Source organism: Myxococcus sp. AB025B, from assembly GCF_006518215.1.
Taxonomy (GTDB): Bacteria; Myxococcota; Myxococcia; order Myxococcales; family Myxococcaceae; genus Myxococcus; species Myxococcus fulvus.
Genome location: NZ_SRLW01000155.1, coordinates 1 through 23,074 on the forward strand (window position 1 = coordinate 1; position 23,074 = coordinate 23,074).

21 protein-coding genes are annotated in these 23,074 nt (G+C 70.8%); 11 read left to right on the forward strand and 10 right to left on the reverse strand.

Annotated features, from left to right (window positions below):
* The first annotated feature begins 331 nt into the window (after positions 1-331).
* Positions 332-571 (forward strand): hypothetical protein, encoded by a 240-nt coding sequence (locus FL311_RS24455; RefSeq protein WP_141328457.1) that lies wholly within the window; start codon positions 332-334, stop codon positions 569-571.
* Between the two features lie 331 nt (positions 572-902).
* On the opposite strand, the gene FL311_RS24460 is transcribed toward FL311_RS24455, so the two are convergent.
* The gene (locus FL311_RS24460) at positions 903-1,703 is read right to left on the reverse strand and encodes an AraC family transcriptional regulator (protein ID WP_141328459.1); all 801 of its coding nucleotides are present in this window, start codon (positions 1,701-1,703) and stop codon (positions 903-905) included.
* A 107-nt stretch (positions 1,704-1,810) separates the two neighbouring features.
* Here FL311_RS24460 and FL311_RS24465 point away from each other — a divergent pair, with 107 nt between their 5' ends.
* Positions 1,811-3,691 carry a collagenase gene (locus FL311_RS24465; RefSeq protein ID WP_141328461.1) on the forward strand — a complete coding sequence of 627 codons (1,881 nt, stop codon included), beginning with the start codon at positions 1,811-1,813 and terminating at the stop codon, positions 3,689-3,691.
* A gap of 203 nt (positions 3,692-3,894) precedes the next feature.
* On the forward strand, positions 3,895-6,135 hold the full coding sequence (locus FL311_RS24470) for a M9 family metallopeptidase (RefSeq protein ID WP_141328463.1): 2,241 nt from the start codon (positions 3,895-3,897) through the stop codon (positions 6,133-6,135).
* A gap of 47 nt (positions 6,136-6,182) precedes the next feature.
* Here FL311_RS24470 and FL311_RS24475 read toward each other — a convergent pair whose 3' ends face one another.
* The 6 genes from FL311_RS24475 to FL311_RS24500 form a co-directional block, all read right to left on the reverse strand.
* Positions 6,183-7,757: an aldehyde dehydrogenase (NADP(+)) gene (locus tag FL311_RS24475; protein WP_141328465.1), complete on the reverse strand. Its 1,575-nt coding sequence runs from the start codon at positions 7,755-7,757 to the stop codon at positions 6,183-6,185.
* Positions 7,758-7,836: 79 nt separating this feature from the next.
* Positions 7,837-8,727 carry a dihydrodipicolinate synthase family protein gene (locus FL311_RS24480; RefSeq protein ID WP_141328467.1) on the reverse strand — a complete coding sequence of 297 codons (891 nt, stop codon included), beginning with the start codon at positions 8,725-8,727 and terminating at the stop codon, positions 7,837-7,839.
* Positions 8,724-10,004 (reverse strand): FAD/NAD(P)-binding oxidoreductase, encoded by a 1,281-nt coding sequence (locus tag FL311_RS24485; protein WP_141328469.1) that lies wholly within the window; start codon positions 10,002-10,004, stop codon positions 8,724-8,726. The genes FL311_RS24480 and FL311_RS24485 overlap by 4 nt, the downstream gene beginning before the upstream one ends.
* On the reverse strand, positions 9,997-10,266 hold the full coding sequence (locus FL311_RS24490; RefSeq protein ID WP_141328471.1) for a (2Fe-2S)-binding protein: 270 nt from the start codon (positions 10,264-10,266) through the stop codon (positions 9,997-9,999). Before FL311_RS24490 ends, FL311_RS24485 begins: the two co-directional genes overlap by 8 nt.
* Positions 10,267-10,400: 134 nt before the next feature.
* A complete protein-coding gene (locus tag FL311_RS24495) occupies positions 10,401-11,537 on the reverse strand; it encodes an FAD-binding oxidoreductase (RefSeq protein ID WP_141328473.1) in 1,137 nt (378 codons plus the stop codon).
* Complete coding sequence (locus tag FL311_RS24500; RefSeq protein WP_141328475.1) at positions 11,534-12,469, reverse strand: 4-hydroxyproline epimerase; 936 nt, start codon at positions 12,467-12,469, stop codon at positions 11,534-11,536. The genes FL311_RS24495 and FL311_RS24500 overlap by 4 nt, the downstream gene beginning before the upstream one ends.
* A 255-nt stretch (positions 12,470-12,724) precedes the next feature.
* Here FL311_RS24500 and FL311_RS24505 point away from each other — a divergent pair, with 255 nt between their 5' ends.
* Together FL311_RS24505 and FL311_RS24510 are read left to right on the forward strand one after the other, a co-directional pair.
* Entirely contained in the window at positions 12,725-13,024 is a 300-nt protein-coding gene (locus FL311_RS24505; RefSeq protein WP_141328477.1) for a hypothetical protein, read from the forward strand.
* Positions 13,025-13,081: 57 nt separating this feature from the next.
* Positions 13,082-13,381, forward strand: a complete 300-nt coding sequence (locus tag FL311_RS24510; protein WP_141328479.1) for a hypothetical protein — start codon at positions 13,082-13,084, stop codon at positions 13,379-13,381.
* A gap of 55 nt (positions 13,382-13,436) precedes the next feature.
* On the opposite strand, the gene FL311_RS24515 is transcribed toward FL311_RS24510, so the two are convergent.
* Positions 13,437-15,518, reverse strand: a complete 2,082-nt coding sequence (locus tag FL311_RS24515; protein WP_368668587.1) for a methyl-accepting chemotaxis protein — start codon at positions 15,516-15,518, stop codon at positions 13,437-13,439.
* 492 nt (positions 15,519-16,010) lie between these two features.
* Between FL311_RS24515 and FL311_RS24520 the strand changes: the two genes are divergently transcribed.
* Positions 16,011-16,559 carry an ECF-type sigma factor gene (locus FL311_RS24520; protein ID WP_141328481.1) on the forward strand — a complete coding sequence of 183 codons (549 nt, stop codon included), beginning with the start codon at positions 16,011-16,013 and terminating at the stop codon, positions 16,557-16,559.
* 3 nt (positions 16,560-16,562) lie between these two features.
* On the opposite strand, the gene FL311_RS24525 is transcribed toward FL311_RS24520, so the two are convergent.
* Positions 16,563-16,826, reverse strand: coding sequence for a hypothetical protein (locus FL311_RS24525; protein WP_141328483.1), 264 nt, complete (start codon positions 16,824-16,826; stop codon positions 16,563-16,565).
* Positions 16,823-17,965, reverse strand: coding sequence for a hypothetical protein (locus tag FL311_RS24530; RefSeq protein WP_141328485.1), 1,143 nt, complete (start codon positions 17,963-17,965; stop codon positions 16,823-16,825). Before FL311_RS24530 ends, FL311_RS24525 begins: the two co-directional genes overlap by 4 nt.
* A 244-nt stretch (positions 17,966-18,209) precedes the next feature.
* On the opposite strand from FL311_RS24530, the gene FL311_RS24535 reads away from it, so the two are divergent.
* The 5 genes from FL311_RS24535 to FL311_RS45305 form a co-directional block, all read left to right on the forward strand.
* The gene (locus tag FL311_RS24535) at positions 18,210-18,467 is read left to right on the forward strand and encodes a hypothetical protein (protein ID WP_141328487.1); all 258 of its coding nucleotides are present in this window, start codon (positions 18,210-18,212) and stop codon (positions 18,465-18,467) included.
* A 22-nt stretch (positions 18,468-18,489) separates the two neighbouring features.
* On the forward strand, positions 18,490-20,295 hold the full coding sequence (locus FL311_RS24540) for an acyl-CoA dehydrogenase (RefSeq protein ID WP_141328489.1): 1,806 nt from the start codon (positions 18,490-18,492) through the stop codon (positions 20,293-20,295).
* 119 nt (positions 20,296-20,414) lie between these two features.
* Positions 20,415-21,230, forward strand: coding sequence for a hypothetical protein (locus FL311_RS24545; protein ID WP_141328491.1), 816 nt, complete (start codon positions 20,415-20,417; stop codon positions 21,228-21,230).
* Positions 21,231-21,849: 619 nt separating this feature from the next.
* Positions 21,850-22,530, forward strand: a complete 681-nt coding sequence (locus FL311_RS24550) for a hypothetical protein (protein ID WP_141328493.1) — start codon at positions 21,850-21,852, stop codon at positions 22,528-22,530.
* Between the two features lie 362 nt (positions 22,531-22,892).
* The coding region (locus tag FL311_RS45305) for a hypothetical protein (RefSeq protein WP_228557046.1) at positions 22,893-23,074 on the forward strand (182 nt) is incomplete at its 3' end.

Here is a 23,074-nt window from a genome sequence, read left to right on the forward strand (position 1 = left end):
GGGGAGTGGGGAGGGGACATGGAGCGCACGTGACCTTAACAGTCCGCACAGGGACCGCCCTTTCTGCACCCCCGGGTTTTCCACCATCCGACAATCGTCCCGTGGGACAAGGCCCCGGCGGCTCCCTCCCCGGGAGGGACGGCTGCGGCCCGCTGGGAATCCCTCTCTCCATACCTGATGCCAGACACGCGACCTGTCATCTCATTGCACCCCAATGCTTGACATCTCCAGCAAGCCTGGGTTCAACCGGCCGGAGGGCCATGAACTCGAATGACAGACACGGGATTGCGGGAGGCAGTCCGCACAGGCCGCCGTGGAGACCGCCATCGTCGTGCCGATGAGGGTCTTCATGGTGCTGGGCATCATCCAACTGGAGACGCTCGCCGACAGGACGCTGGAGGTGAGCGAGTACTCCTGCTCCGGCGGCATCACCGCCGAGGGGTCCGCCTCCGTACCCAGCCTCGGGCTGGTGCGGATGAACGGAGAGAGCCCCTTCCAGCTCGTGGACTCCGGCGTGGGCGGAGACCCGTGGAAGGAGCGCGCGCCCCCCGCGCCCGCCGCCCGCAAGTGAGCGTCAGCGAGAGGACGGCCCCAGCACCAACCCCTGAACTGAAGATACGTCCCCACCCGCGCGCGGGCGGACAGCAGCGTCGCGCGACCCAGAGCCCCCTCACGGTGCTCAAGGACAACAGCACCTGCGCGCCCGAGGCCACCGCGAAACCCCTCATCGCCCGACGTCCGCCGAGCAGCAGGGACTCCTGGACGAGCCACGCCGCGCAGGCCCCGAAGAACCCCAGGGCCACGACGTGGAACAGGACGATGGACCCAGGCAGCATGAAGGCTCTCATGGCCAGCAAGGAGCGCATCACACCTGACAGGCTTTGGGGAAGCCCCCGAGCCGCTCAGCGCTTGCGCCGGGACACGGCGGTGCCGGGGACGGACTCGACGAGCTGCCGGTACTCCCGGGGGCTCAGGCCCGTCACCTGCTTGAACTGGCGTGACAGGGCGCTCTGGTCGCAGAAGCCCACGGACAGCGCGATGGCGGCGATGGGCTCGCGCACGTCCTCCACCAGTCGCTCCGCCGCCGCGTCGATGCGCGTCTTCATGATGAACTGCCCCGCGGAGAGCTGGAAGATGCGCCGCATCCGCCGCTCGAACTGCGCCGCGGACATGCCCGCGCGCCGCGCCAGCGCGTCGATGCGCAGCCGCTCCCCGAAGTTCGCCTGGATGAAGTCGATGGTCGCCGCGAAGCGCTCGTCCACCAGCCCCGCGCGCCCCGGCTCATGGATGTCCCTGGACAGACACGCCAGCCCCATCACCTCGCCCGTGGCTTCGAACAGCGGCACCTTGCTCGTCAGACACCAGCCCGGCTCGCGGTTGTTGAACAGCGTCAGGTCCAGGTTGTCCACCAGCGGGCGCCCCGTGCGGAACACCTTCTCGTCCTGACGCACGTAGCGGTCCGCCATGTGCTGGGGGAACAGCTCGTGCGCCGTGCGCCCCACCGCCGCCGCCTTGCTCTTCAGCCCGCAGCGCTCCGCGCACGCCTCGCTGATGCACACGTACCGGCCCTGGATGTCCTTCACCGAGAAGACGATGTCCGGCACCCGGTCGAACAGCGCCTCCGCGAACAGCGGGTTCGTCACCCGCCCCATGAAGTCCACCCGCCAGTGCTCCAACGCCTCACGCCCTTTGGTCGTTTCCATGGGTGTCTGTTCTTTTTCCAAGGGTCCGCAGGCCCTCCGTTTAACCCACGCCGGTGTCTGCCTGGAACCCTCGACACCGTGCGGCAGCTCATACCCCTGGAGCACACATGCGCCGTCCCAACATGGATGAGTGTCGTCGTCATCTCTTCTTCACCCTCTGCCTCGCACTCTTCTCACTGGAAGCGGCCGCCCGCCCCGGGGGCCCCGCACCGGCCGAGCCCCTCTTCAAGCGGCACGGACACGAGCACACCCACCGGCGCATCAGGCCCGACGAGCGCCCGCCCGATGTCGCGCCCGAGTACCTGCGCCGACCGCTCGCGCCGCCCGCCGCCGCCCGCCCCCTGGTCGCGTGCGACGTGGCGGCCCTCGGCACGGCCAGCGGAGACAGGCTCGTCGCGCGGGTGAAGAGCGCCGAGCCGGACTGTCTCCAGAAGCTGTTCGACATCGAGGGCGTGCCCGCGCGGCAGGTGTTCTCCGAGAGCAAGATGCTCACCATCGCACACGCGCTGACCGCCGACGCGCGCGCCTATGCGGGGAACAACAGCGCGCGGACGCTGCAGCTCATCCTGTTCCTGCGGGCCGGGTACTACGCTCAGGACCGGAGCCCGGACGTGGTGGGGACCTTCGGCACGGCGCTGCGGGACGCCCTCCGCCCCGCCCTGGTCGCCTTCGTCGCCAACAGCCACTTCCAGGATGTCAACGACGCGCACGGCGCGGTGCTGTCCGAGTTCGTCACGCTCATCGACAGCGCGAAGCAGACCACGTCACACCTGGAGACGCTCCAGGGGCTGCTGGACCGCTTCGACGACACCGCCCTGGCGTCCGAGTCCATGCGCGGCGCCACGAGCAACGTCTTCTTCGTCCTGTACAACAGCCACGGCGACGACGACTTCGTCGCGGCCGTGCGGAGGGACGCATCCCTCCTCGATGCGCTGGACGCCTTCGTCACGCGCAACCGGCACCTGCTGGGCACCGATGACGAACACCTCACCGTCAACGCCGCGCGCGAGCTGGCCCGCTTCCTCCAACACCCCGGCACCCTCCAGGACCGGACGCGCGCCAGGGTGAAGGCGCTCCTCGACAGCCACTCGAAGACAGGGCCCACGGCGGGCGTCTGGGTGAGCGCCGCGGAGCTGGCGGAGCACTTCGACGGCGCGAACTGCGCGGCCTACGGCATCTGTGGCTTCCGCACCGCGCTGGTGCAGGACGTACTCGGCACGACCTACGAATGCAGCCCCCAGCTTCGCCTCCGTGTTCAGCAGATGGCGGACCTGGAGCTGTTCGCGACCTGTCTGCTCCTCTTCGTGGAGAACATCGAATTCCACGGCAAGCTGATGCCCAACAACGTGCCGGTGGCCGGCGACAACAACGCCGTGCTGGAGATGGCCATCTTCGACAACAGCCAGGACTACCGGAGGTTCGCCGGGCCCATGTTCGGCATCGACACGAACAACGGCGGCATGTACCTGGAGGGAAACCCGTCGGCTCCGGGCAACCAGGCTCGCGCCATCCTCCACGAGGCGGAGTGGTTGCGGCCTTCGTTCAAGGTCTGGAACCTGGAGCACGAGTACGTGCACTACCTGGACGGCCGCTTCGACATGTGGGGCGACTTCGGCGCCAGCACCAGCCAGCCCACCATCTGGTGGATTGAAGGCCTCGCCGAGTACATCGACAAGCAGCAGAACAACCCGGGCGCGGTGGCAACGGGCAACAACAAGACCTTCCAGCTCAGCCAGATTCTGCGCAACAGCTACTCCGACAGCGCGGAGCGCATCTACACCTGGGGCTATCTCGCGGTGCGCTTCATGTTCGAGCGACATGCAAGCCAGGTGGGCATCTTCCTGGGCCAGTTCCGCGCGGGAGATTACCTGGCGTATCGACAGTCGCTCGACACGCTGGGGACCGCGTATGACGCGGAGTTCCACCAGTGGCTCACCTGCATCGCCACCGCCATCGACCCCCTCCTCTGCAGGAACCCCGGGGGCTGACCTCGCGAAGACACCAGGGCCGCGGGGCTCGCCACCGCGCGGCCCTCGGCCCTTGGTGATTCCATTCATCCTCGCGTGGGAAAGATACAAGAACGACACATCTGCTCGGGAATACCGTGAACACCGCGTGAAACCCACGTCGGTGTCCCTCGCAGAGGGCGACACCGTTGCAGCACAGCCCCCCACCCCGAGGAGCACGAGCCATGCGCAGTCCCCTCACGGATTGGTGTCGCGGTCACATCGTCATCGCCCTGTGTTGTATCGGTATCTTCGCCCCAGGAGCGGATGCCCGCCCTGGGGCTCCCCCACCGACCGGGTCCGCCCAGCGCCTGCATGGGCTGGAGCACGCCCATCAGAAAATCCAGCCCGACGAGCGCTCGCCGGACGTCGCGCCGGAGCAACTCCGTCAGGAGCTCGCGCCGCCGCCTCCCGGCCGTTCCTTGCTGGCCGCCTGTGACACGGCGGCCTTCGGCTCGGCCAGCGGCGCGGCGCTCGTCACGCTGGTGAAGGGCTCCACGGAGGCGTGCGTCAACACGCTGTTCGGCGTCACCGGCACGCTGGCCCGGCAGGTGTTCATCGAGAGCAAGATGGTCACCATCGCCAACGCGCTCACCACCAGCGCACAGGGCTACGTGGGGGACAACAGCGGGCAGACGCTCCAGCTCATCCTGTTCCTGCGGGCCGGGTACTACGTGCAGTTCTACAGTCCGGACGTGGTGGGGGCGTACGGCACGGCGCTCGGCAACGCCATCCGTCCGGCGCTGGCGGCCTTCGTCGCCAACAGCCACTTCCGGGACGTCAACGACGCGCACGGCGCGGTGCTGCGGGAGTTCGTGACGCTCATCGACAGCGCGGGGGAGAGCGCGCGGCACCTGGCGACGTTCAAGGGGCTCCTGGACCGCTTCAACACCACCGCCGAGACGTTCTGGTACATGCGCGCCGCCACGAACAACGTCTTCGTCGGCCTGTTCCGGGGACACTACGACGCGGCCTTCGTCGCGGCCGTGCAGCAGGACAGCTCCCTCATCGACGCGCTGGAGTCCTTCGGTCTGCGCACCGAGCACCTGCTGGGCACCGACAACCAGTACCTCGCGGTCAACGCCGCGCGCGAGCTGGCGCGCTTCCTCCAGTACCCGGGAGCGCTCCAGGACAAGGCGCGGCCCCGGGTGCGGGCGCTCATCGCGAACCACCAGATGACGGGGCCCACGGCGGGCGTCTGGGTGGGCGCCGCGGAGATGGCGGACTACTACGACGGCGCGAACTGCGCGTACTACGGCATCTGTGACTTCCGTCGCACGCTGGAGCAGGCGGTGTTGCGCGTGACGTACAACTGCGGCGCGACGTTGCGCATGCGCGCGCAGGACATGACTTCTTCGCAGTTCAGCCAGAGCTGCGCCAAGCTCGCCGCGCAGGAGACGTACTTCCACGACATGCTGAAGACGGGGCGCGTGCCGGTGGCCGGGGACAACAACACCGCGCTGGAGATGGTCATCTTCGACAGCAGCCTGGACTATCAGACATACGCGGGCGCGCTGTTCGGCATCGACACGAACAACGGTGGAATGTACCTGGAGGGAGACCCTTCCGCGTCGGGCAACCAGGCGCGGTTCATCGCCTACGAGGCGGAGTGGGTGCGGCCCACGTTCCAGATATGGAACCTGGAGCACGAGTACGTGCACTACCTGGATGGCCGCTTCGACATGAAGGGCGACTTCGGCGCCAGCGTGAGCCAGCCCACCATCTGGTGGATTGAGGGCCTGGCCGAGTACATCTCGAAGAAGAGCGACAACGCGAGCGCGGTGGCGGTGGGGGCCGGCAAGGCGTTCCAGCTCAGCCAGATTCTGCGCAACGACTACAACAGCGGCACGGAGCGCGTGTACACGTGGGGCTACCTCGCGGTGCGCTTCATGTTCGAGCGGCACGCGGACCAGGTGGGCGCGTTCCTGGGACAGTTCCGGGCGGGGAGCTACGCCGCGTATCGCCAGTCACTCGACGCGCTGGGCACGGCGAACGACCCGGAGTTCCACGAGTGGTTGACGTGCGTGGCCACCGCGAGCGACCCGAGCACCTGTGTGAATCCAGGTCCGGGGCCAGGGACGGGGACACCGTGCACGGGCTCCGACTCCAGGATGCTGGGCAACGGCTGCTACCGCGGGCCGCTGTCCGCGACGAGCGGGTTGCAGTACTTCTACCTGTGGGTGCCCAATGGCGCGCGCAACCTGCGCTTCCAGATGAGCGGCGGCACGGGCAACGCGGACCTGTACGTGCGCGCCGCGACGTGGCCCAGCCTCACGACATACGACCACCGGCCCTACCTGTCAGGCAATGACGAGACGGTGGACATCCCGTCACCGCCGACCGGCAGCTACATCTATCTGATGCTCAACGCCCGGACGCCGTACTCAGGCGTGAAGCTGGAGGCCCGCTTCGACACGGGGCCGTAAGACGCGGCGCGACTCCCGGGTGGACGTGGCGCCACCTGGGAGTCGAGTCACCCCCGCTTCAGCACGCCATCCACCGTGCGCCACAGGCCGAGCGGGTTCGACTCGCGCAGCTCGACCGGCAACAGCGCATCCGGCACGTCCTGGTAGCACACGGGCCGCACGAAGCGGCGGATGGCGCCGGTGCCCACCGCGGTGAAGCGCCCGTCCGAGCTGGCCGGGAAGGGACCACCGTGCACCATCGCCGGACAGACCTCCACGCCCGTGGGCACGCCGTTCACCAGCACGCGCCCCACGCGGTCCGTCAGCACGGGGAACAGCTCCGCCGCCACCGCCGTGTCCCCCGCCTCCATCAACACCGTCGCCGTGAGCTGTCCCTCCAGCCCGGACGCCACGCGCACCAGCTCCGCCGCGTCCTTCGCCGGCGTCAGCACCGCACAGCTGCCGAACACCTCCTCGGTCAGCGCGTGCTCCGCGAGCACCACCGTGGCTGGCGCCTCGAACAACGCCGCGGCCCCGAGCGCCGCCCGAGACTCACCCCGCACACAGGTCCGGGTGTCCGTGCGCGCCGCGAGCCGGCCGACGCCCTCTCGGAAGCGCTCGGCGATGTTCGGCGTCAGCATGGGCGCTGGCGACGCCGCACCGAGCTTCTCCGCCAGCCGCGCGCGGAAGGCCTCGTACCCCGGACCCTCCACCGCCACGACCAGGCCGGGCGAGGTGCAGAACTGTCCCGCCCCCTGGAGAATCGACGCGGCCAGCGAGTCCGCCATCGCCTCGGGTCGCGCGGCCAGGGCCTCCGGCAACACGAAGATGGGATTGATGGAGCCCATCTCCGCGAAGACGGGAATGGGCAGGGGACGGGAGGCGGCCAGCGCCATCAACGCCTGTCCTCCCTGACGCGAGCCCGTGAAGCCCACCGAGCGGATGGCCGGGTGACGCACGAGCGCCGCGCCCACCTCCGTGCCCGCGTCGAACAGGAGCGAGAAGACGCCCTCGTGCAGGCCACATGCGACCACCGCGGCGCGGATGGCCAGGGCCGCGCGCTCCGACGTCGCGGGGTGCGCGGGGTGCGCCTTGGCCACGACGGGACAGCCCGCGGCCAGCGCGGACGCGGTGTCACCTCCGGCCACGGAGAACGCGAGCGGGAAGTTGCTCGCGCCGAACACCGCCACCGGTCCCACCGGGCGCAGCATCGAGCGCAGGTCCGCGCGCGGCAGGGGCTTCCTGTCGGGCAGCGCGTGGTCGATGCGCGCGTCCACCCAGCTGCCCTCCTCCAACAGTCGCGCGAACTGGCGGAACTGTCCCGCCGCGCGGCCCAGCTCCCCCTGGATGCGCGCGGGAGGCAGGCCCGTCTCCTTCGGCGTCACCGCGAGGAAGTCCGCCTCCGCCGCGAGGAGCGCCTCGGCGATGTGCTCCAGGAACACCGCGCGCTGCCGCGAGGACAGGGCCGCGAGCGACGGCGCCGCCTCCGCCGCGAGCGAGCACGCCCGCTCCACCTCATGCGGCCGCGCGGCGTGGAAGCGCGGCTCCAGCGCCACGCCCTCCGCCGGGTTCCATCCGGTGAACGTCGCGCCACCGGGCTCGCCGCGCCCGGCGCCAATCAACGACAATCCCATCCAGCTCATGCCACTACCTCACGTCGGGGAGGGACACGGGCGTGCCCCTCGAAGCTTCGACCTCGGCTACGTCACACCACGAATCGCCCTACAGCGCGGGACGGTTCGCCAACGCCTCGCGCAGCACGCGCAGGCACTCCTCACGCTCGGCGCCCACCAGCTCCATCCGGGGCCCGCGCACCCGCTCGTGGCCCCAGCCCATCTCCTGCTGCACCAGCTTGATGAGCTGGACGAACTTGGGGACGGTGTCCAGGCGCAACAGCGGCAGGAACCACCGGTACAGCGCGAACGCCGCGTCCTTCTTGCCGGCCAGGGACAGCTCGAGCAGGCGCACCGACTCGGCGGGGAAGGCATTCACCAGCCCGGCCACCCAGAAGCGCGCGCCCGCCTCCACGCCCTCGACGAGGCAGTCATCCACGCCCACGCCCAGGGTCAGCCGGTCGCCCAGCAGGGCGCGGATGCCGGTGACGCGGCGGGCATCGGTGGAGGACTCCTTCACGGCGACCGCGTTGTCGTGCTCGGCGGCCAGCTCCGCCAGCTGCGCGGGCGTGAAGTCCGTCTTGTAGGCCACCGGGTTGTTGTAGAGCAGACACGGCAGCTTCGTGGCGCGGAGGACCGTGGACATGTGCGCCTTCATCTCGCGCCAGTCGCTGGAATAGACATACGGCGGCAGCACCATGAGGCCGGCGCACCCGGCCTCCTCGGCGGCGCGGGCCAGCCGCACGGCCTCCGCGGTGGACAGCGCGGCGATGCCGGGGATGACGGGCGCCTTCACCGCGGACACGCACGTGCGCATCAGCGCGGCCTTCTCCTCGGAGGTCAGCGTCGCGCCCTCGCCCAGCGAGCCGCAGGGGATGAGGCCCGTGCAGCCCTGCGAGATGAGCCACTGCACGTGCGAGCGCACCGCGCCGTGGTCGACGGACAGGTCCGCGTTGAAGGGGGTGGTGATGGCGGGGAGGACACCGGACCAGAGGCTCATGACTTGCTCGTGTGGGAAGGGGAAACGTCGGAGGGAGGAAGGCGCAGGCTGGCGATGCGCGCGGGGAGACAGGGCGGGCGCACGTCCTCGCCCGACCAGCCGAAGAGCGTCTGCGCCGCGGGGCCACAGGTGCGCCCCTGACACGCGCCCATGCCCAGCCGGGCGTACAGGCGCGCCTCGCGCAGATTCGCGCAGCCCTCCAGCGCGGACAGGGGCACGTCTTCACAGCGGCACAGCAGGGTGTCGGGCCGGGCCAGTCGGCGCAACTCGTCGCGGGGGGCGTCGTGCCGCGCGAGGTGGACGGAGAAGTCGCGCACGCCTCGCCAGGCACGGGCGAGTGACTCGGGGATGGGACGGTCCGCGGCGACGAGGCCCGCGAGCTCGCCGGTGACGAGCGCCTGGTCCACGCCGCCGATGCCGAGCAGCTCGCCCACGGCGTGCACGCGAGGGACGCGGGTCTCCAGTCGGTCGTCCACGAGGACCACGCCCTGGGAGACCTCGCAGCCCAGCAGCCGGGGTAGCTCCAGGTTGGGCACGAGGCCATAGGACGCGCCCAGGTAGTCGCAGCGCAGGTGCTCCTCGTGGCCTCGCACGGACAGGCGCACGGACTCCAGGCGGTCCGTGCCCTCGGCGGCGAGCACCCACGCGTCCGTGGACGAGGGGACGCTGATGAGCTTCGCGGTCATCACCGCGCCCTGGAGCAGCTTCGAGGGATGGCGCCAGAGCTGGAGCGCGAAGCGCCAGTGGTCCGCGGCGGGCGCCTGCTCGGCGATGGAGAGGACCTCACCGCCGTGGGACTGAATCGTCGCGGCGGCGGCGAGGAGCAGCGGCCCGGTGCCCGCGAGGACCACGCGCTTGCCGCGAATCGGCAGGCCGTCCTTCACGAGCACCTGGAGACCGCTGACACCGAGCACGCCGGGGAGCGTCCAACCGGGGAACGGGAGGAAGCGCTCACGTGCGCCCGTGGCGAGGATGGCGCGACCGTGGTGCACGGCGAGCGAGGAGGCGCCCTCCTCCACCAGGAGCACACCGGGCGCGGGCGAGGCGATGACCCGCGCGCCAGGACGGAAGCGAGCACCCGAGGCCGCGAAGCGCGTGAGCCACTTGCGCGCGAGCGGGTTCTTCCCCGTCCGGGCTTCACCGCGCCAGATCTGCCCACCGGGCTCGGGCTGCGCATCGAGGACCAGGACCTTCAACCCCGCCTCGGCCGCATGACAGGCGGCGGCGAGTCCACCGGGTCCCGCGCCGACGATGACGACGTCACACGTCTCACGCATCGGTCGCCACCTCCTGGCCATCACGACACGGCGTCAGACACGTGAGTACCTCGGACACACCGTCGACGGTGGCCCGACACTCGAAGCACACGCCCATGCCGCACAGCGGGCCACGAGGACGTCCACCCAGGTCCGCGCGACTGACGAACCGCTCCGTCATCGCGAGCGCCGCGGCCACCGAAGTGCCCGAGGGGACGGTGACGGCTTGCCCGTTGATGCGCAGCGTGACGGAGGCAGGTGGTTTCCGCGACGGCTCACCCATGGGACACCTCGCGACGACGAGGCAGCCACACGCCTCGCGACTCCTGCGCAGGCCTCAGCCCACCGGCGGCATCGAACGACGAAGCGCCCATCCATGAGCGGCGCACCTGCGTCGAGGCGCCCCGCGGCACGCCCTCACGCATGCGCCACCTCGCGAGTCGCCTCACCCAGGAAGCGCGAGGGCGAGTACGCCGCCACATCGATGGCGCTCGCCCTCCCGAGCATCTGGTCCGCGACCAGCCGTGCGCTGCCCGTGGCGGTGGTGATGCCCAGCCCCTCATGCCCACAAGCCAGCCACAGCCACGGCTTCTCCGGATGCGGACCCAGCAGCGGCAGTCCATCCGGGCTCGCCGGACGCAGCCCCGTCCACACGCGCAGCGCCTGCAAGCCATCGAGCCCCGGGAGGAACATCGCCGCGCGCTTCAGCATGCGCTCCAGGATGGCGGCTTCCACCTCACGGCTCGCCTCCCCGGGCTGCCGCGACGACCCCAGCAGCAACTGCCCCGTGACACGAGGCTGCGCATTGAACGCGACCGATGCCCCATCCGTGCCATGCGCGCTCTTGAGATATCCCAGCTCCACGAGCTGGTGGTGCACCACGGGAGCACCGCGCCGCGTGATGAGCAGATGTCCCTTGCGCGGAGAGATGGGCAGCTCCGGACAGAGCGAGGGACTCGCCACGCCCGCCGCGAGCACCACCCGCCCGGCCTTCAGTACCTCCCCGTTCGCCAGGAAGACGCCCTCGGGCCGCAGCTCCCGGACCGGACATCCCGTCATCACCTTCGCCCCACGCGCCTGTGCCCTCTGCGCGAAGGTCCGCGCGGCGACTGGCGGATACAACACGGCGTCATCCGGCACCCGCAGCGCACCGACGAGCCCGGGAGCCAACGCAGGCTCCGCCTCGTACAGCGCCGCCGAATCCAACACCTCGGCCCTCACGCCCGCGGCGCGGTAGTTGGCGACCTTCGCGGAGACAGCCGCCATCTCCTCGTCATCAGCCGCCAGCCACAAGGTGCCGCACGCGTCGTACTCCACGGTGCGCGGCAGTCCCTGCGCGAGCTGCCGCCAGAGCGAGACGGAGTACGCGGTCAACGCGAGCTCCGCCGCGTTGTCATCCATCGCGACCAGGTGCCCCATCCCGCACGCGGTGGTCGCCGTGCCGATGGAGCGCGCCTCGACGAGCGCCACGGACATCCCCTCGGTGGACAGCGCCTCCGCGAGCGCCGCGCCGACGATGCCACCGCCGACGATGACGCAGTCGAAGGCGCTCATCCGATGCCCCACGCGAACGGGTCCTTCGGGTCCACCAGCAGCGTGGCCTCCGCGTTGACGGACGCCGTGCCCGTAATCGTGGGCAGGACGCGCTCGCCATCACGCACGTAGCGCGCCTGGAACCGGCTGCCGATGATGCTCTCCTGCACCCACGTGTCGCCCTCGGCGAGCGCGCCCTCCGCGGCCAGGCACGCCACCTTGGCGCTCGTCCCCGTGCCACACGGAGAACGGTCATACGCGAGCCCCGGGCACAGCACGAAGTTGCGCGCATCCACGCCCGGCGTCGGCGACGGCGCATACAGCTCCACGTGGTCGATTTCCGCGCCCCCCTCTCCCGTGACGCCCTGGTCCGCGAGCGCCTGCTTGATGGCGGACGTGTACGCGAGCAGCGCCGGCACCCGCGCCAGCTCCAGCGGCGGGTTCGTCGCGCGCGTGAGGAAGAACCAGTTGCCGCCCCACGCGATGTCCCCGCGCACCACGCCGTGCCCGGGCACGTCCACCTTCACGTCGTGCGCCCATCGATAGCTGGGCACGTTGGCGATGCTGACGCTCCCGTCCGGATGCAGGGTGGCCTTCACCACGCCCACGGGCGTCTCCAGCGCGTGCACGCCCGGGCCGATGCGGCCCAGGTGCTCCAGCGTCTTCACCACGCCGATGGTCCCATGGCCACACATGCCCAGGTAGCCGACGTTGTTGAAGAAGATGATGCCCGCGACGCTCGAGGGGCTGACGGGCGGGCACAACAGCGCGCCCACCATGACGTCCGAGCCCCGGGGCTCGCAGACGATGGCCTTGCGGAAGTCGTCGAAGCGTTCCCGGAACCGCTCGCGCAAGCTCGCCAGGTCGCCCGTGCCCAGCTCCGGGCCGCCCTCCGTCACCACCCGCGTGGGCTCTCCACCTGTATGACTGTCGATGACTCGAATGCGCCGCATGCGGACCACTCCCTCCACCCGGACCTCCCGGATGCCACCCTAGGAGTCCTGGAGCGCGGTTTCTTGCGCGATTCGACCACACCCGCGTGGCAAACACGCAAATGCTCCAGGAGCGAGCGCCCCTTCATCCCCGCCCCGCGCCGCCACGGCCTCGGCACCGGGTGACGCACCCGGCCACGGCGCCCGCATCACGGCCCTGGCCGCGTGTCAGCCCTCCGGGCGAGGCTGTGCCTCCTCACGCAATGGGAGCACGCAATGAACCTTCGGAAGCGAAGTGGAGTTGTCGTGGTGGCCTTCTTCCTGACGGCCTGTGGTCCGGACTCCGATGCCAAGAGCCCCCAGGCCCGGGACACGTCCACGCACCAGCGAATCTCGGACCCGTGGACGTGTGACCCCGCGGACTGGTGCCGGGTCGACTCGCACACCCTCGACTGTCCTCCGGGTGCCCCCGAGACGGTGGCCTACGCCTGGCCCACCCAGGGGGGTGGATTCTGCACCCAGCGCTTCGCCTGTGGTCCCTTCCACCCGCTCTGCGCCGGCCCCATCGAGCCGTAAGCCGGATGGCATCCGTCATGGAATAGCATCTGTACCTCACCCCGCAAGGAGCACGAGATGCATCCACGCAACTTCCTGGGAGTCATGCTGACGGCCGCGGTCCTCACGGGCTGTGGAGTCGCTCACGACGGCCAGGAGCAGGTCCAGGACGGGACGTCCCGGAGCGCCAGCGACGTCTGCGACGGGACGACGGCCTGGGAGTACTACTACTACGCGGACCCCTCGATGAGCGGTGAGCCCACCGGCGTGGTCATCTGCAAGTGCCGCGGCGTCATCCAGACCTGGGGCGACACCACACCCACGCCCTATTACTACCACTGGAGTGGCCTGTGCGGCGGCGGTGAAGCCGCCCACTGAGGCCGCTTCACCCCTCTCGCCCACGCCGCGAGGAGCGTGGACGAGACGCGCTCCCTCAGCTGCCCAGCGTGCCGGACTCAATCGCCTTGCGCGCCGAGCCGGCCATGCTCTCCGCCAGCGTCTGCACCGAGCGCGTCACGTTGCGCGTCTCCTCGACGACCCGCAGCGTCTGCTGCATCTGCCCGGACATGTCCTGGATGGCCACTGCAATCTGGGACGTGCCCGCGTCCTGCTGTGACACGGCCGCCGAAATCTGCCGCACGCTGTTGCTCGTGTCGCCGATGATGCCCGCGAGCTTGCGCAGCTGCGTGCCGGAGACGCGCACCGCCTCCACGCTCACCCGGACGCGCTGCTCGCCCTGCTCGCTCATCTTCGCCGCCTCGCGCATGCTGCTGCTCACACCCTCGAGCACCTCGCGGATGCGCTGGGTGGCCAGGATGGACTGGTCCGCGAGGCTGCGCACCTCGCGCGACACCACGCTGAAGCCCCGGCCGTGCTCGCCGCTGCGCGCCGCCTCGATGGCCGCGTTCACCGCGAGCATGTTGGACTGGTCCGCCAGCCCCTTCACCGTGTCGACGATGCCGGCGATCTCCCGCGTCCGCTCATCGAGCGCGAGGATGCGCCGCGCCATCTCCGACACCTCCTCGCGGATGGCCTCCAGGTTCGTCAGCGTCTTGTCCAGCGCCGCGCCGCCGTCGCGCCCCGCCTCCTCCGCGGCGACGATGGACTCGGCCAGCACACGCGCCTTGTCCGCCGTCACCAGCGAGCCCTGGCGAATCTCCTGCACCGTCTGCTCCAGCTCCTTGAGCGCCGTCGCCTGACGACCGATGCCGTCCGTCTGCTCCTCGCTCGAGGTGCGCAGCTGCTGCGCCACCGTGGCCAGCTCCCCGGCGCCGGTGCCCATGCCCTCGGCCAGCTCGCGCACGTCCTTGCGCCGCGCCTCCAGCTGGCTCGCGTGCGACGACAGTGAGCGCACCACATGCGAGGAGCGCCGCGCCACGATTCCCACCAGCGACGCGGTGAAGGCGAGGAACCCCCAGTGGATGAACATCCCCTCCATCTTCACCCAGCCCAACAGCGGCATCATCGCCGCCACCAGGACCAGGGTGAGCACCCCCAGGCCCGCGCTGAAGATGCGCGCGTCGATGTTGCCCCGGAGCGCGGCCACCACCGCGACGATGACGTACGTCAGCAGGACCGGGATGGAGTACAGCATGAGCACCTGGAACAGCCGGCTCGCCGTCCCCAGGTCCACCATGGCCACCACCGCCTGCAGCGCGGCGAGCACCGTCACCGTCCACACCACCGCGCTGAACCAGCGCGCGCGCCCCTCCAGGATGCCCTCCTGGATGAACCAGCCCAGCCCCGGCAGCACGCAGTACGCCGCCAGGAACGTGGCGCGCCACAGCGACAGCTCCACGCCCCACACCGCGCTCACCACCCCGCTCGTGCCCACGAGCAGCACGCCCGCGCCGGCGGAGAACACGCCGAGCGCCAACAACATGCGCCGCTGCCGCCCCAGCAGCGACATGCCCAGCGCCACCTGCGCGATGACGAGCAGCAGGTTGCCGGTGATGAGACAGCCCAGCCCCGTGCGCACCACCCGCGCCAGCAGCTCGTGGCGAGGCCCCACCTGCGCGTGCTGGCTCACGCCCATGGCCGCCGTGCTGCTCTGGATGCGCAGCAGCACCCGCGAGCCCTGCGCGGAGGCCGGCAGCGGAATCAGCTGCGCCCAGATGGACTCGCGCACCTCGGTCCCCGACGGGTTCAGCTTCCCGTTCGCGTAGACACGCTGGCCGTCGACATAGGCCTCGTACGCGTTGGTCACCGAGCCCAGCATCAGCGCCGGCTCGCCCCACCCGCCCTGGGGAATGGGGATGCTCACCCACAACATCGTGTGCGCTTCACGCCCTGGCGGGACCTTCAGCGCCTCCATCGACCTCCAGTCGACCTTGTCGGGCGCCTTCGCCCATACGGGCACGCCGTCCGGCGCCAGCGGCGAGTCTCCCCAGCGGTAGAGCCACCCGTCCTTCAGGTCCATGACACTCGCGGCGCGCGTCCGCGCCTGGGCCTCGGAGCTCCACGCCAGCATCAGCATCCAGGACAGCATCACCAGCCAACAGCTGGACCGCGACACGGCGTGACGCCCTCTCGAAACAGCAGGACCGTGACGCGAGACACGACACGACGACGACACGCGCTGCGAGACAAGAGACCAAGACATGTATGGCGATGCTCGTGTGTTCGAGACATCGCTGTAAACGGGTCCACTCCACCCCGCCCGTCTGCTCCTTCCCCGCGTGTGAGCAGGCTCGAGCTGGACGTCGACCCCTGGAACAGTGCTCCACTGTCTCCATGGAACAAACTCGCGTCACGCAAGCCAATCACGAACAAACCGCCAGCTGTGTCATGCCTTTTATCCATGTCGACAGGCTGTATCGGATGCGGCGCCTGACGAGGCCCTCCGCCGAGCAAGTCAACAGTCCGTGCGGCCTCCCCACCCGCCCGGGTGGGATTGTTGCCGGGTGAGGGCTACTTCCAGCCACTCAAGGATTTCCGGCGAATCCGTCGTTAAGAAGGAGCACGGAGATGGTTCCGGGGGCGGTCCAGGTAGGACCGAGGGGGATACATGAGCACGGTGGAGCTGGCGGAGTTGCTGGACGGGGCGCGGGCAGAGGACGCGGGCGCTCGGGATGCGCTGATGGCGGCGGCCTGTCGGGAGCTCCAGTGGAGGCTCTCGCCAGAGGTGTCCGAGCTCACGCCCCTGCACCCCGTGCGGCTGGTGGAGGAGGCCTGGGCGCGGCTGTTCGCGGCGGGCGTCACCCTGGAGTCCCGTCCCCGCTTCCTGTGCGCCGCGTCGCGCGCCATGCGCAAGGTCCTGGTGGACCGGGCCCGGGCGCCGCTCCTCCTGCGTCGCGCGGCGAGGCGCGAGCGGGTGAGCCTGCGTCACCTGGGAGACGAAGCACCGGCGGGCGCCGAGCTGGAGGTGCTCCAGCTGGAGGAGGCCCTGTCGGAGCTGGAGTCCTTCCAGCCCCGGCTCGCGCGGCTGGTGGAGCTGCGCTACTTCGCGGGCCTGAGCCTGCCCGACACGGCCGGGGTGCTCGAGGTGTCCCAGGCGACGGCGCGCCGGGACTGGTCCTACGTGCGCGTCTGGCTGACCGAGCGCTTGAGCCACTGAGGCTCAGCGCCGCTTCGCCGAGGGCGGCCGGGGCAGCGCCGCGTCCGCGAGGCCCGCCAGGAGCAGGATGGGCGCCAGCAGCACGGCGCCGAACCACGTGAGCGCGTACAGGAGCCCGAAGACGAGCTCGGGCGCGCCCCCCACGCGGGTGCCCGACAGCACGCCGACATACTGCCGGCCTCCCGCCAGGTGCAGCAGCAGGAAGACGGCGACCCACACCAGCGCCATGAGGACCCTGGGCGCGCGCGACCTCCGGGTGAGCATCATCGGTGGGCCTCCAGCGTTCGCGGTGACAGCGCTCGCCGCCACAGCGGACCTTGCGTCAGGGCGTACAGCAACACGGCATCGGCCAGCGGATTGCCCGCCGCGAAGCGCAGGCCGCCGTCCTCCCATATCGGGAACGCGGCGAAGCGCAGGCTGGTGGACAGCCCCATGAGCAGCGCCTCGTCGCCGAAGGCCGAGGCCGCCACCAGCGCCAGGCCGCTCGAGCCCGCGTTCGCGTTCACCAGCGGAATCGTCGGACCGGAGTCGATGTCCTCCGCGCGAGCGTCCGACGCGGGCCACTCCGCCGCCCAGGCGAAGCCCAGGCGCTCGCCGATGAACACCTCCCGGGCGCGCTCGAACTGCTCGCGCGCGAAGTCGGCGTCGACCAGCTGGAGCATGTGCGCGGCGAGCCACAGCGATGAGCCCTCCGGCCCGTCCCGCGTCGCGCCTTCATGGGTGAAGCTGGAGACGAGCAGCCCGGTGCGCGCGTCCATCAGGTGCTCGCGCGCCGAGCGCACCCACCGCTCGCGCAGCGAGGCGTGGCTGCGGCCATCCACCGCGTCGGACAGGCGCAGCGCGGCGAGCGCCACGGTGTTGCAGAAAATCCAGCCCTCGTCGGGATAGCTCTCCGCCGAGAGCAGCGGGGCCCGCTCCAGCTGCGCCGCCACGCGGTCCACCCGCTCGCGCAGCGGCCGCGCCCACGCCTCGCGCGGCTCCACCAGCTGTCGGGCCGCGAGCATCAACGCCACCTCGCCCTCGATGAAGAGGCTGCGCCCCGAGGCGTCCCGGAACGGCGCGGCGTGCACGTACGGCAGGAGGAACGTGTCCACCCCGCCCCGCTCGTCCTCCAGCGTGCGCGTGATGAGCGTGTCGACGACGGCCAGGTGCTCCGCCCTGTGCTCCGGCTCGTGGAGCGCCAGGTTCGCGAAGGCGAGCACGCAGAAGGTGCGCGCCATCAGGTCCCACTCCGGATTGGACCGACGCAGCACGTCGCGCTCGGGGCTCTCCGCCACCAGGGCCAGGGCCCGCTGCCGCGCGGCGAGCGCCGGCACCCAGTCCCGGGGGTTGTCGGGACGAAACCCCAGTTGCAGGGAGGGAACCCACACCGCCATCGCCAGCAGCAGCAGGAGCATGCGTCGCATGCGCGGGGTTATCCGCCAGCGGACAGTGCGTTCGTGGACGACGCCGGTGAACGGTCAACGCGGACAGCTGAGCGGTCGTTCGAGGCCGGGGGCCGAGCGGACGGGCGCCCGGTCTCCGGGTCGGCCAGCCAGCGGCCGGCGAAGGGGCGAGCGCTCCCCACATGGCACGGACCGGAGGGCAGACCCAAGTTGAGGAGTCGTACGTGCAAGCAGCAGCGGGTGCCTCCCGGAGCAGGAGCGTGTCATGTGGAGCACAACATCTTCGAACTGGGATTCGGGCCCGGCGCGGCGGCGCCTCCTGGGGCGCCTGCGTCGCCCCATGCGGCTGGAGGGCCTGGGTGAGGCGGCGATGACGTCCGGCCTGCTGGAGGTCCTGGGCGAGCGACACCAGACGCCTCGCGGTCCCGGCAAGCGGTGGCGACGTTCCGCACTGCGAACCCACGCGCCTCGCGACGACGACGAGGAGGCCGTGGACTTCGACGAGGCCATCGCCTCCTGGTAGCGCTCCTGCTAACAACGCGGGCATGAGCGCGCCCCGCCCCAATCCGCTGCTGTCGGACCGCGACGTGGACTTCCAGCTCGACGAGGTGATTCACGTCGAGCATCTCTGCACGCTTCCCGCCTTCGCCGAGCACTCGCGCGAGACCTTCGGCCTGCTGCTCGACAGCGCCCGCCGCTTCGCGCGCGAGGTGCTCTACCCCACGTACCGCACGCTGGATTTGGAGCCCCCGTCCTTCCAGGACGGCCGCGTGAAGGTCCACCCGCTGATGCGCGAGCTGTACCCGCGGCTCGTCGAGCTGGGCATGCTCACCGCCACCCGGCCTCCGGACGTGGGCGGACAGCAGCTCCCGCTGACGGTGCACGCGCTGGCCAGCGCGTACCTCATGGCCGCCAACCTCAGCGCGTACGCGTACCTGGGGCTGACGCACGGCGCGGCGCACCTCTTGGAGGTCTTCGGCTCGCCGGAGGTGAAGCAGGCCTTCATGGAGCCGCTGTACCGGGGCGAGTGGACCGGCACCATGGCCCTCACCGAGCCGCAGGCGGGCAGCAGCCTCGCGGACGTGCGCACGCGCGCGACGCCCGCGGCGGACGGCACGTGGCGCATCCAGGGCTCGAAGATCTTCATCAGCGGCGGCGACCAGGACTTCACCGAGAACGTCGTGCACCTCACGCTCGCGCGCACCGAGGGCCCCGAGAGCGGCACGCGGGGCATCTCCCTGTTCGCGGTGCCGGCGCGGCGGCGCGAGGGCGACGCGCTGGTGGACAACGACGTCCGCGTGGCGGGCGTCATCCACAAGATTGGCTGGAAGGGCATCCCCAGCCTCGCGCTCAACTACGGCGAGGCGGGTGACTGTCGCGGCTGGATGGTGGGCCCGCCGGGTCGGGGGCTCGCGTGCATGTTCCAGATGATGAACGAGGCGCGCATCATGGTGGGCCTCAACGGCGTGGCCACCGCGTCGGCGGCGTACCATGAGGCGGTGGCGTACGCGCGCGAGCGGCCGCAGGGGCGGCCCGCCGGGGCGAAGGACGCCACCCGGCCGCAGTCGCCCATCATCGAGCACGCGGACGTGCGGCGCATGCTGCTGCGCCAGAAGGCCATCGTGGAGGGCGGCCTGTCGCTGCTGGTGACGGCGGCGTACCAGGCGGACCTCGCGTCACACGCCACGGACGAGGACACACGCCGGAGCGCGGGGCTGCTGGTGGACCTGCTCACGCCGGTGGCGAAGAGCTTCCCGGCCGAGCGCGGCTTCGAGGCGAACGCGCTCGCGGTGCAGGTGCACGGCGGCTACGGCTACTCCAGCGAGTACCTGCCGGAGGCGTGGCTCCGGGACCAGAAGCTCAACAGCATCCACGAGGGCACCACGGGCATCCAGGGCCTCGACCTGCTCGGCCGCAAGGTGGTGGCGGGCGGCGGCGCGGCGCTGGCGACCTTCGCGCGGGAGGTGGGCCGCACGGTGGCGCGCGCGAAGACGGCGGGCGTGGACGCTGGGTGGGGTGACGCGCTCGAGCGGACGTGTGGCGCGGTGGCGGAGCTCGTCTCGGAGCTGGGCGCGAAGGGCATGGCGGGCGAGGTGGAGCTGATGCTGCGCCACAGCGCGGACTTCCTGGAGCTGTTCAGCATCCTCGCGGTGGCGTGGCGCTGGCTCGAGCAGGCCGCCGCGGCGAAGGAGGGCCTGGCGCGCGGCCAGGGCGACTCGGACTTCTACGAGGGGAAGCTCGCCGCCGCGCAGTACTGGTTCGCGGTGGAGCTGCCCCGCGTGCCCCTGCTCGTCGACTTGTGCCGCACCGGCGAGGACTCCTACGCCCGGATGCGCCCCGAGTGGTTCTGAACCCACCCCGCTCGGGCTTCACACTCCGACGCCCGGCAGACTGCTCGGAGTGTGTGAAACGACTGCTCGCTCGCTACGTTTCGGCTGCATTAATCGTTGGTGTTCGTAAGATGTGAAGGGTGTCTGTCTCTTTCCACCTCTGCCAGCCCGGTGGGGGCGCCTCGTGTGGCGCCTGCTGTGGCCTCTACAACTTCAGGGACCACTCGCGCGGGGCGCTGATGGAGCAGCTCGCGATGCAGACCGAGCGGCTGCGTCGGGTGCCGTACGAGGCGTCTGCCTGGAGCGCGGCGGCGAAGGAGCTGGTGGACGCGCGCCGAGCGGCGCCGATGTTCCCGGCGGTCCGGGTGTGTCCGCTGCTGGGGTTCCTGGACAAGGACCGCAAGCAGGTGGGGTGCCTGGGGCATCCGCTGACGACGGGTGGGACGGACCTGCGCGACTGCGGCGTGTATCGCTCGTCGGTGTGTGAGACGTTCACGTGTCCGTCGTTCGGGTGGCTGACGGATGGGCAGGCGCGCCTGGTCCAGGCGGCGTGCGCGGACTGGTATCTGTACGGGCTGGTCATCACGGATGTGGAGTACGTGCGTGGCTGCCTGCGGCTGTTGGAGTGGGAGCTGGGTGGACCCGCGCGGCCGGAGCAGATGGTGGAGCAGCCCGGGGTGCTCGCGGCGGTGCGGAAGTTGTTCGCGCTGAAGGAGACGGCGCCGCGCAGGGACCCGAAGGCAGGCGTCTTCGGTCGCTTCACGAAGGACATGGAGGGCGAGCCCGTGCCGCGAATGCTCGACTACATGAAGCTCGGTGTGCGTGCTTCGCCCGAGGACGACGTGGTGCTGTGCCTGGGCTACACGCCCGACAACGCCACGGACCTGATGGCGTCGCGCGAGCTGGTGCGAACCCACGTGAAGGCCGTGGCGCGCGCGATGGCGAGCCCGCGCTGAGCGACGTCGGGGCCGGACGCATCGAGGGCTGATGTGTCGCCGATTCGACGCGGCGCGCGCGGAGTGACGTCGCGTTGACGAGCCATCCCGCTCGCACCGAGCCATGGCGTGTCGATGGGTGGGTGGGCACGCACGCCGTGACCTCGGGTTCAGCGCCGCGCTGCCGCGCGGGATGCCCTCTCGTGGAGTTCATCCACGGAGCAGGCGAGCAGACGCCGACAGGGACTGACGAGCGCACGGGCCCCCGGGCTGGTTGGCTGGAGCACGGCGTTTGCACGGACCTCCTCGCAGGTCACTCCGAATGAGAACGCGAGGTGCGCGGATGGGTAGTCGATGGGCGTGGGTGGGAATGTTGGGTCTCTGCGCGTGCGTCACGGGCTGTGCCGAGCGCCAGGGACACGAAGGTGGAAGGGCGGCTCGCGCCACGAGTGGACAGTCCGAGCAGGTCGAGTCCCCTGAGCTGGCGGGCCTCGTCGGGACTCCGACCAGTACTGAGCAGAACACCGGCACGAGCACGGTCGGCGACACGCGAGGCAACCCTGTAACGGGTACAGCCCCGGGCAACACCGCGGCGGGCTCGCGGACTCCTGGCACCGCGCAAGCCAACGCTGCCACGAGTGTGAGGAACACCGGCACCGCGCAGGGCAACACCGCGAGCACGGGCACCGCCGCCACGGGCGCGCGGAACACCGGCACCGCGCAGGGCAACACCGCGAGCACGGGCACCGCGCAGGGCAACGCCACCGCGAGCACGGGGACCGCGCAGGGCAACGCCGCGAGCACGGGCACCGCGCAGGGCAACGCCACCGCGAGCACGGGGACCGCGCAGGGCAACGCCGCGAGCACGGGCACCGCCAGCACGGGCGCGCGGGACACCAGCACCACGCAAGGCACGGGAGCGCAGGGCAACACCACCGCGAGCACGGGGACCGGTGGCGCGGGTCGCATCATGATTGGCACCGAGGCGGTGCAGGCGAGCGAGGACGAGGACTGGTTCAAGGGAGCCGCGCGAGCGGCGCAGGCCGCGCTCCCCGAGGACACGGCGAACCGCTCCCTCGAGGACGTGGTCATCGCCTCCAGCGCCGTGAGCGGCCGGGTCAAGCGCGTGGGCCGCGACACCATCACCGTGCGAGACCGCGAGGGCAACGACTACGTGCTCACGCTCGACGAGCGCAGCCAGGGCATGCGCCAGGGCCGGCGAGTGTCGCTGCGTCAGCTCCAGGAGGGCACGCCGGTGCGAGCGGGGTTCGTCCTCATGGGAGGCCGCAGCGTCGCGCGCGACGTGCGCATCCGCCGCTGACAGGCAGTTGCTGGCGGGAGCGTACGTCCGCCTCTCGCCGAGCCGAGTCCACGACCACGCCACGAGGACACGCCCGAGCGCCATATGGCTTCATCTTCATGGAAGGCCGCGGTGCCCCGCGACGCACGCCTCCGCCACGGCCAGGCAGGTGCAGACGACCACGCCACGAGGACACGCCCGAGCCATCGGGCCTCGTCGTCCTGGAGTCGTCACCACGTCGCACGCGAGGTGCGACCCACCCGCGCTCCCGTGCGAACACATTCCGCCTCCACCTGAGCCAAGGTAGGATGACGCCCCGAGTCACGGACTGAATGCCTCCGCGGTCCCGCCGTCGACGAGCACGGCGGCGGGAGGAAGTCGCCGTGTCGGCTGTTCCACCGTCCGACATCGGTGGAGCGGTGTGCCGCATCTCGGAGGCGCGCGGATGGATGACCCAGGCCCAGGTGGAACCCGAGCGCGACGCCGTGGAGCTCAGCGCGTCGCCTGGGCCCTGCTGTGTCTCGTCACCGCCTGCGCCCCCCGAGGCGCGGGCACGCCCGAGCCC

Excerpts from the sequence above, each read along its gene's own strand:
- FL311_RS24460 (WP_141328459.1), bottom strand. The coding sequence starts at position 1,703 with ATGGAAACGACCAAAGGGCGTGAGGCGTTGGAGCACTGGCGGGTGGAC.
- FL311_RS24465 (WP_141328461.1), top strand. The coding sequence starts at position 1,811 with ATGCGCCGTCCCAACATGGATGAGTGTCGTCGTCATCTCTTCTTCACC.
- FL311_RS24470 (WP_141328463.1), top strand. The coding sequence starts at position 3,895 with ATGCGCAGTCCCCTCACGGATTGGTGTCGCGGTCACATCGTCATCGCC.
- FL311_RS24475 (WP_141328465.1), bottom strand. The coding sequence starts at position 7,757 with ATGAGCTGGATGGGATTGTCGTTGATTGGCGCCGGGCGCGGCGAGCCC.
- FL311_RS24480 (WP_141328467.1), bottom strand. The coding sequence starts at position 8,727 with ATGAGCCTCTGGTCCGGTGTCCTCCCCGCCATCACCACCCCCTTCAAC.
- FL311_RS24485 (WP_141328469.1), bottom strand. The coding sequence starts at position 10,004 with ATGCGTGAGACGTGTGACGTCGTCATCGTCGGCGCGGGACCCGGTGGA.
- FL311_RS24490 (WP_141328471.1), bottom strand. The coding sequence starts at position 10,266 with ATGGGTGAGCCGTCGCGGAAACCACCTGCCTCCGTCACGCTGCGCATC.
- FL311_RS24495 (WP_141328473.1), bottom strand. The coding sequence starts at position 11,537 with ATGAGCGCCTTCGACTGCGTCATCGTCGGCGGTGGCATCGTCGGCGCG.
- FL311_RS24500 (WP_141328475.1), bottom strand. The coding sequence starts at position 12,469 with ATGCGGCGCATTCGAGTCATCGACAGTCATACAGGTGGAGAGCCCACG.
- FL311_RS24505 (WP_141328477.1), top strand. The coding sequence starts at position 12,725 with ATGAACCTTCGGAAGCGAAGTGGAGTTGTCGTGGTGGCCTTCTTCCTG.
- FL311_RS24510 (WP_141328479.1), top strand. The coding sequence starts at position 13,082 with ATGCATCCACGCAACTTCCTGGGAGTCATGCTGACGGCCGCGGTCCTC.
- FL311_RS24520 (WP_141328481.1), top strand. The coding sequence starts at position 16,011 with ATGAGCACGGTGGAGCTGGCGGAGTTGCTGGACGGGGCGCGGGCAGAG.
- FL311_RS24525 (WP_141328483.1), bottom strand. The coding sequence starts at position 16,826 with ATGATGCTCACCCGGAGGTCGCGCGCGCCCAGGGTCCTCATGGCGCTG.
- FL311_RS24530 (WP_141328485.1), bottom strand. The coding sequence starts at position 17,965 with ATGCGACGCATGCTCCTGCTGCTGCTGGCGATGGCGGTGTGGGTTCCC.
- FL311_RS24535 (WP_141328487.1), top strand. The coding sequence starts at position 18,210 with ATGTGGAGCACAACATCTTCGAACTGGGATTCGGGCCCGGCGCGGCGG.
- FL311_RS24540 (WP_141328489.1), top strand. The coding sequence starts at position 18,490 with ATGAGCGCGCCCCGCCCCAATCCGCTGCTGTCGGACCGCGACGTGGAC.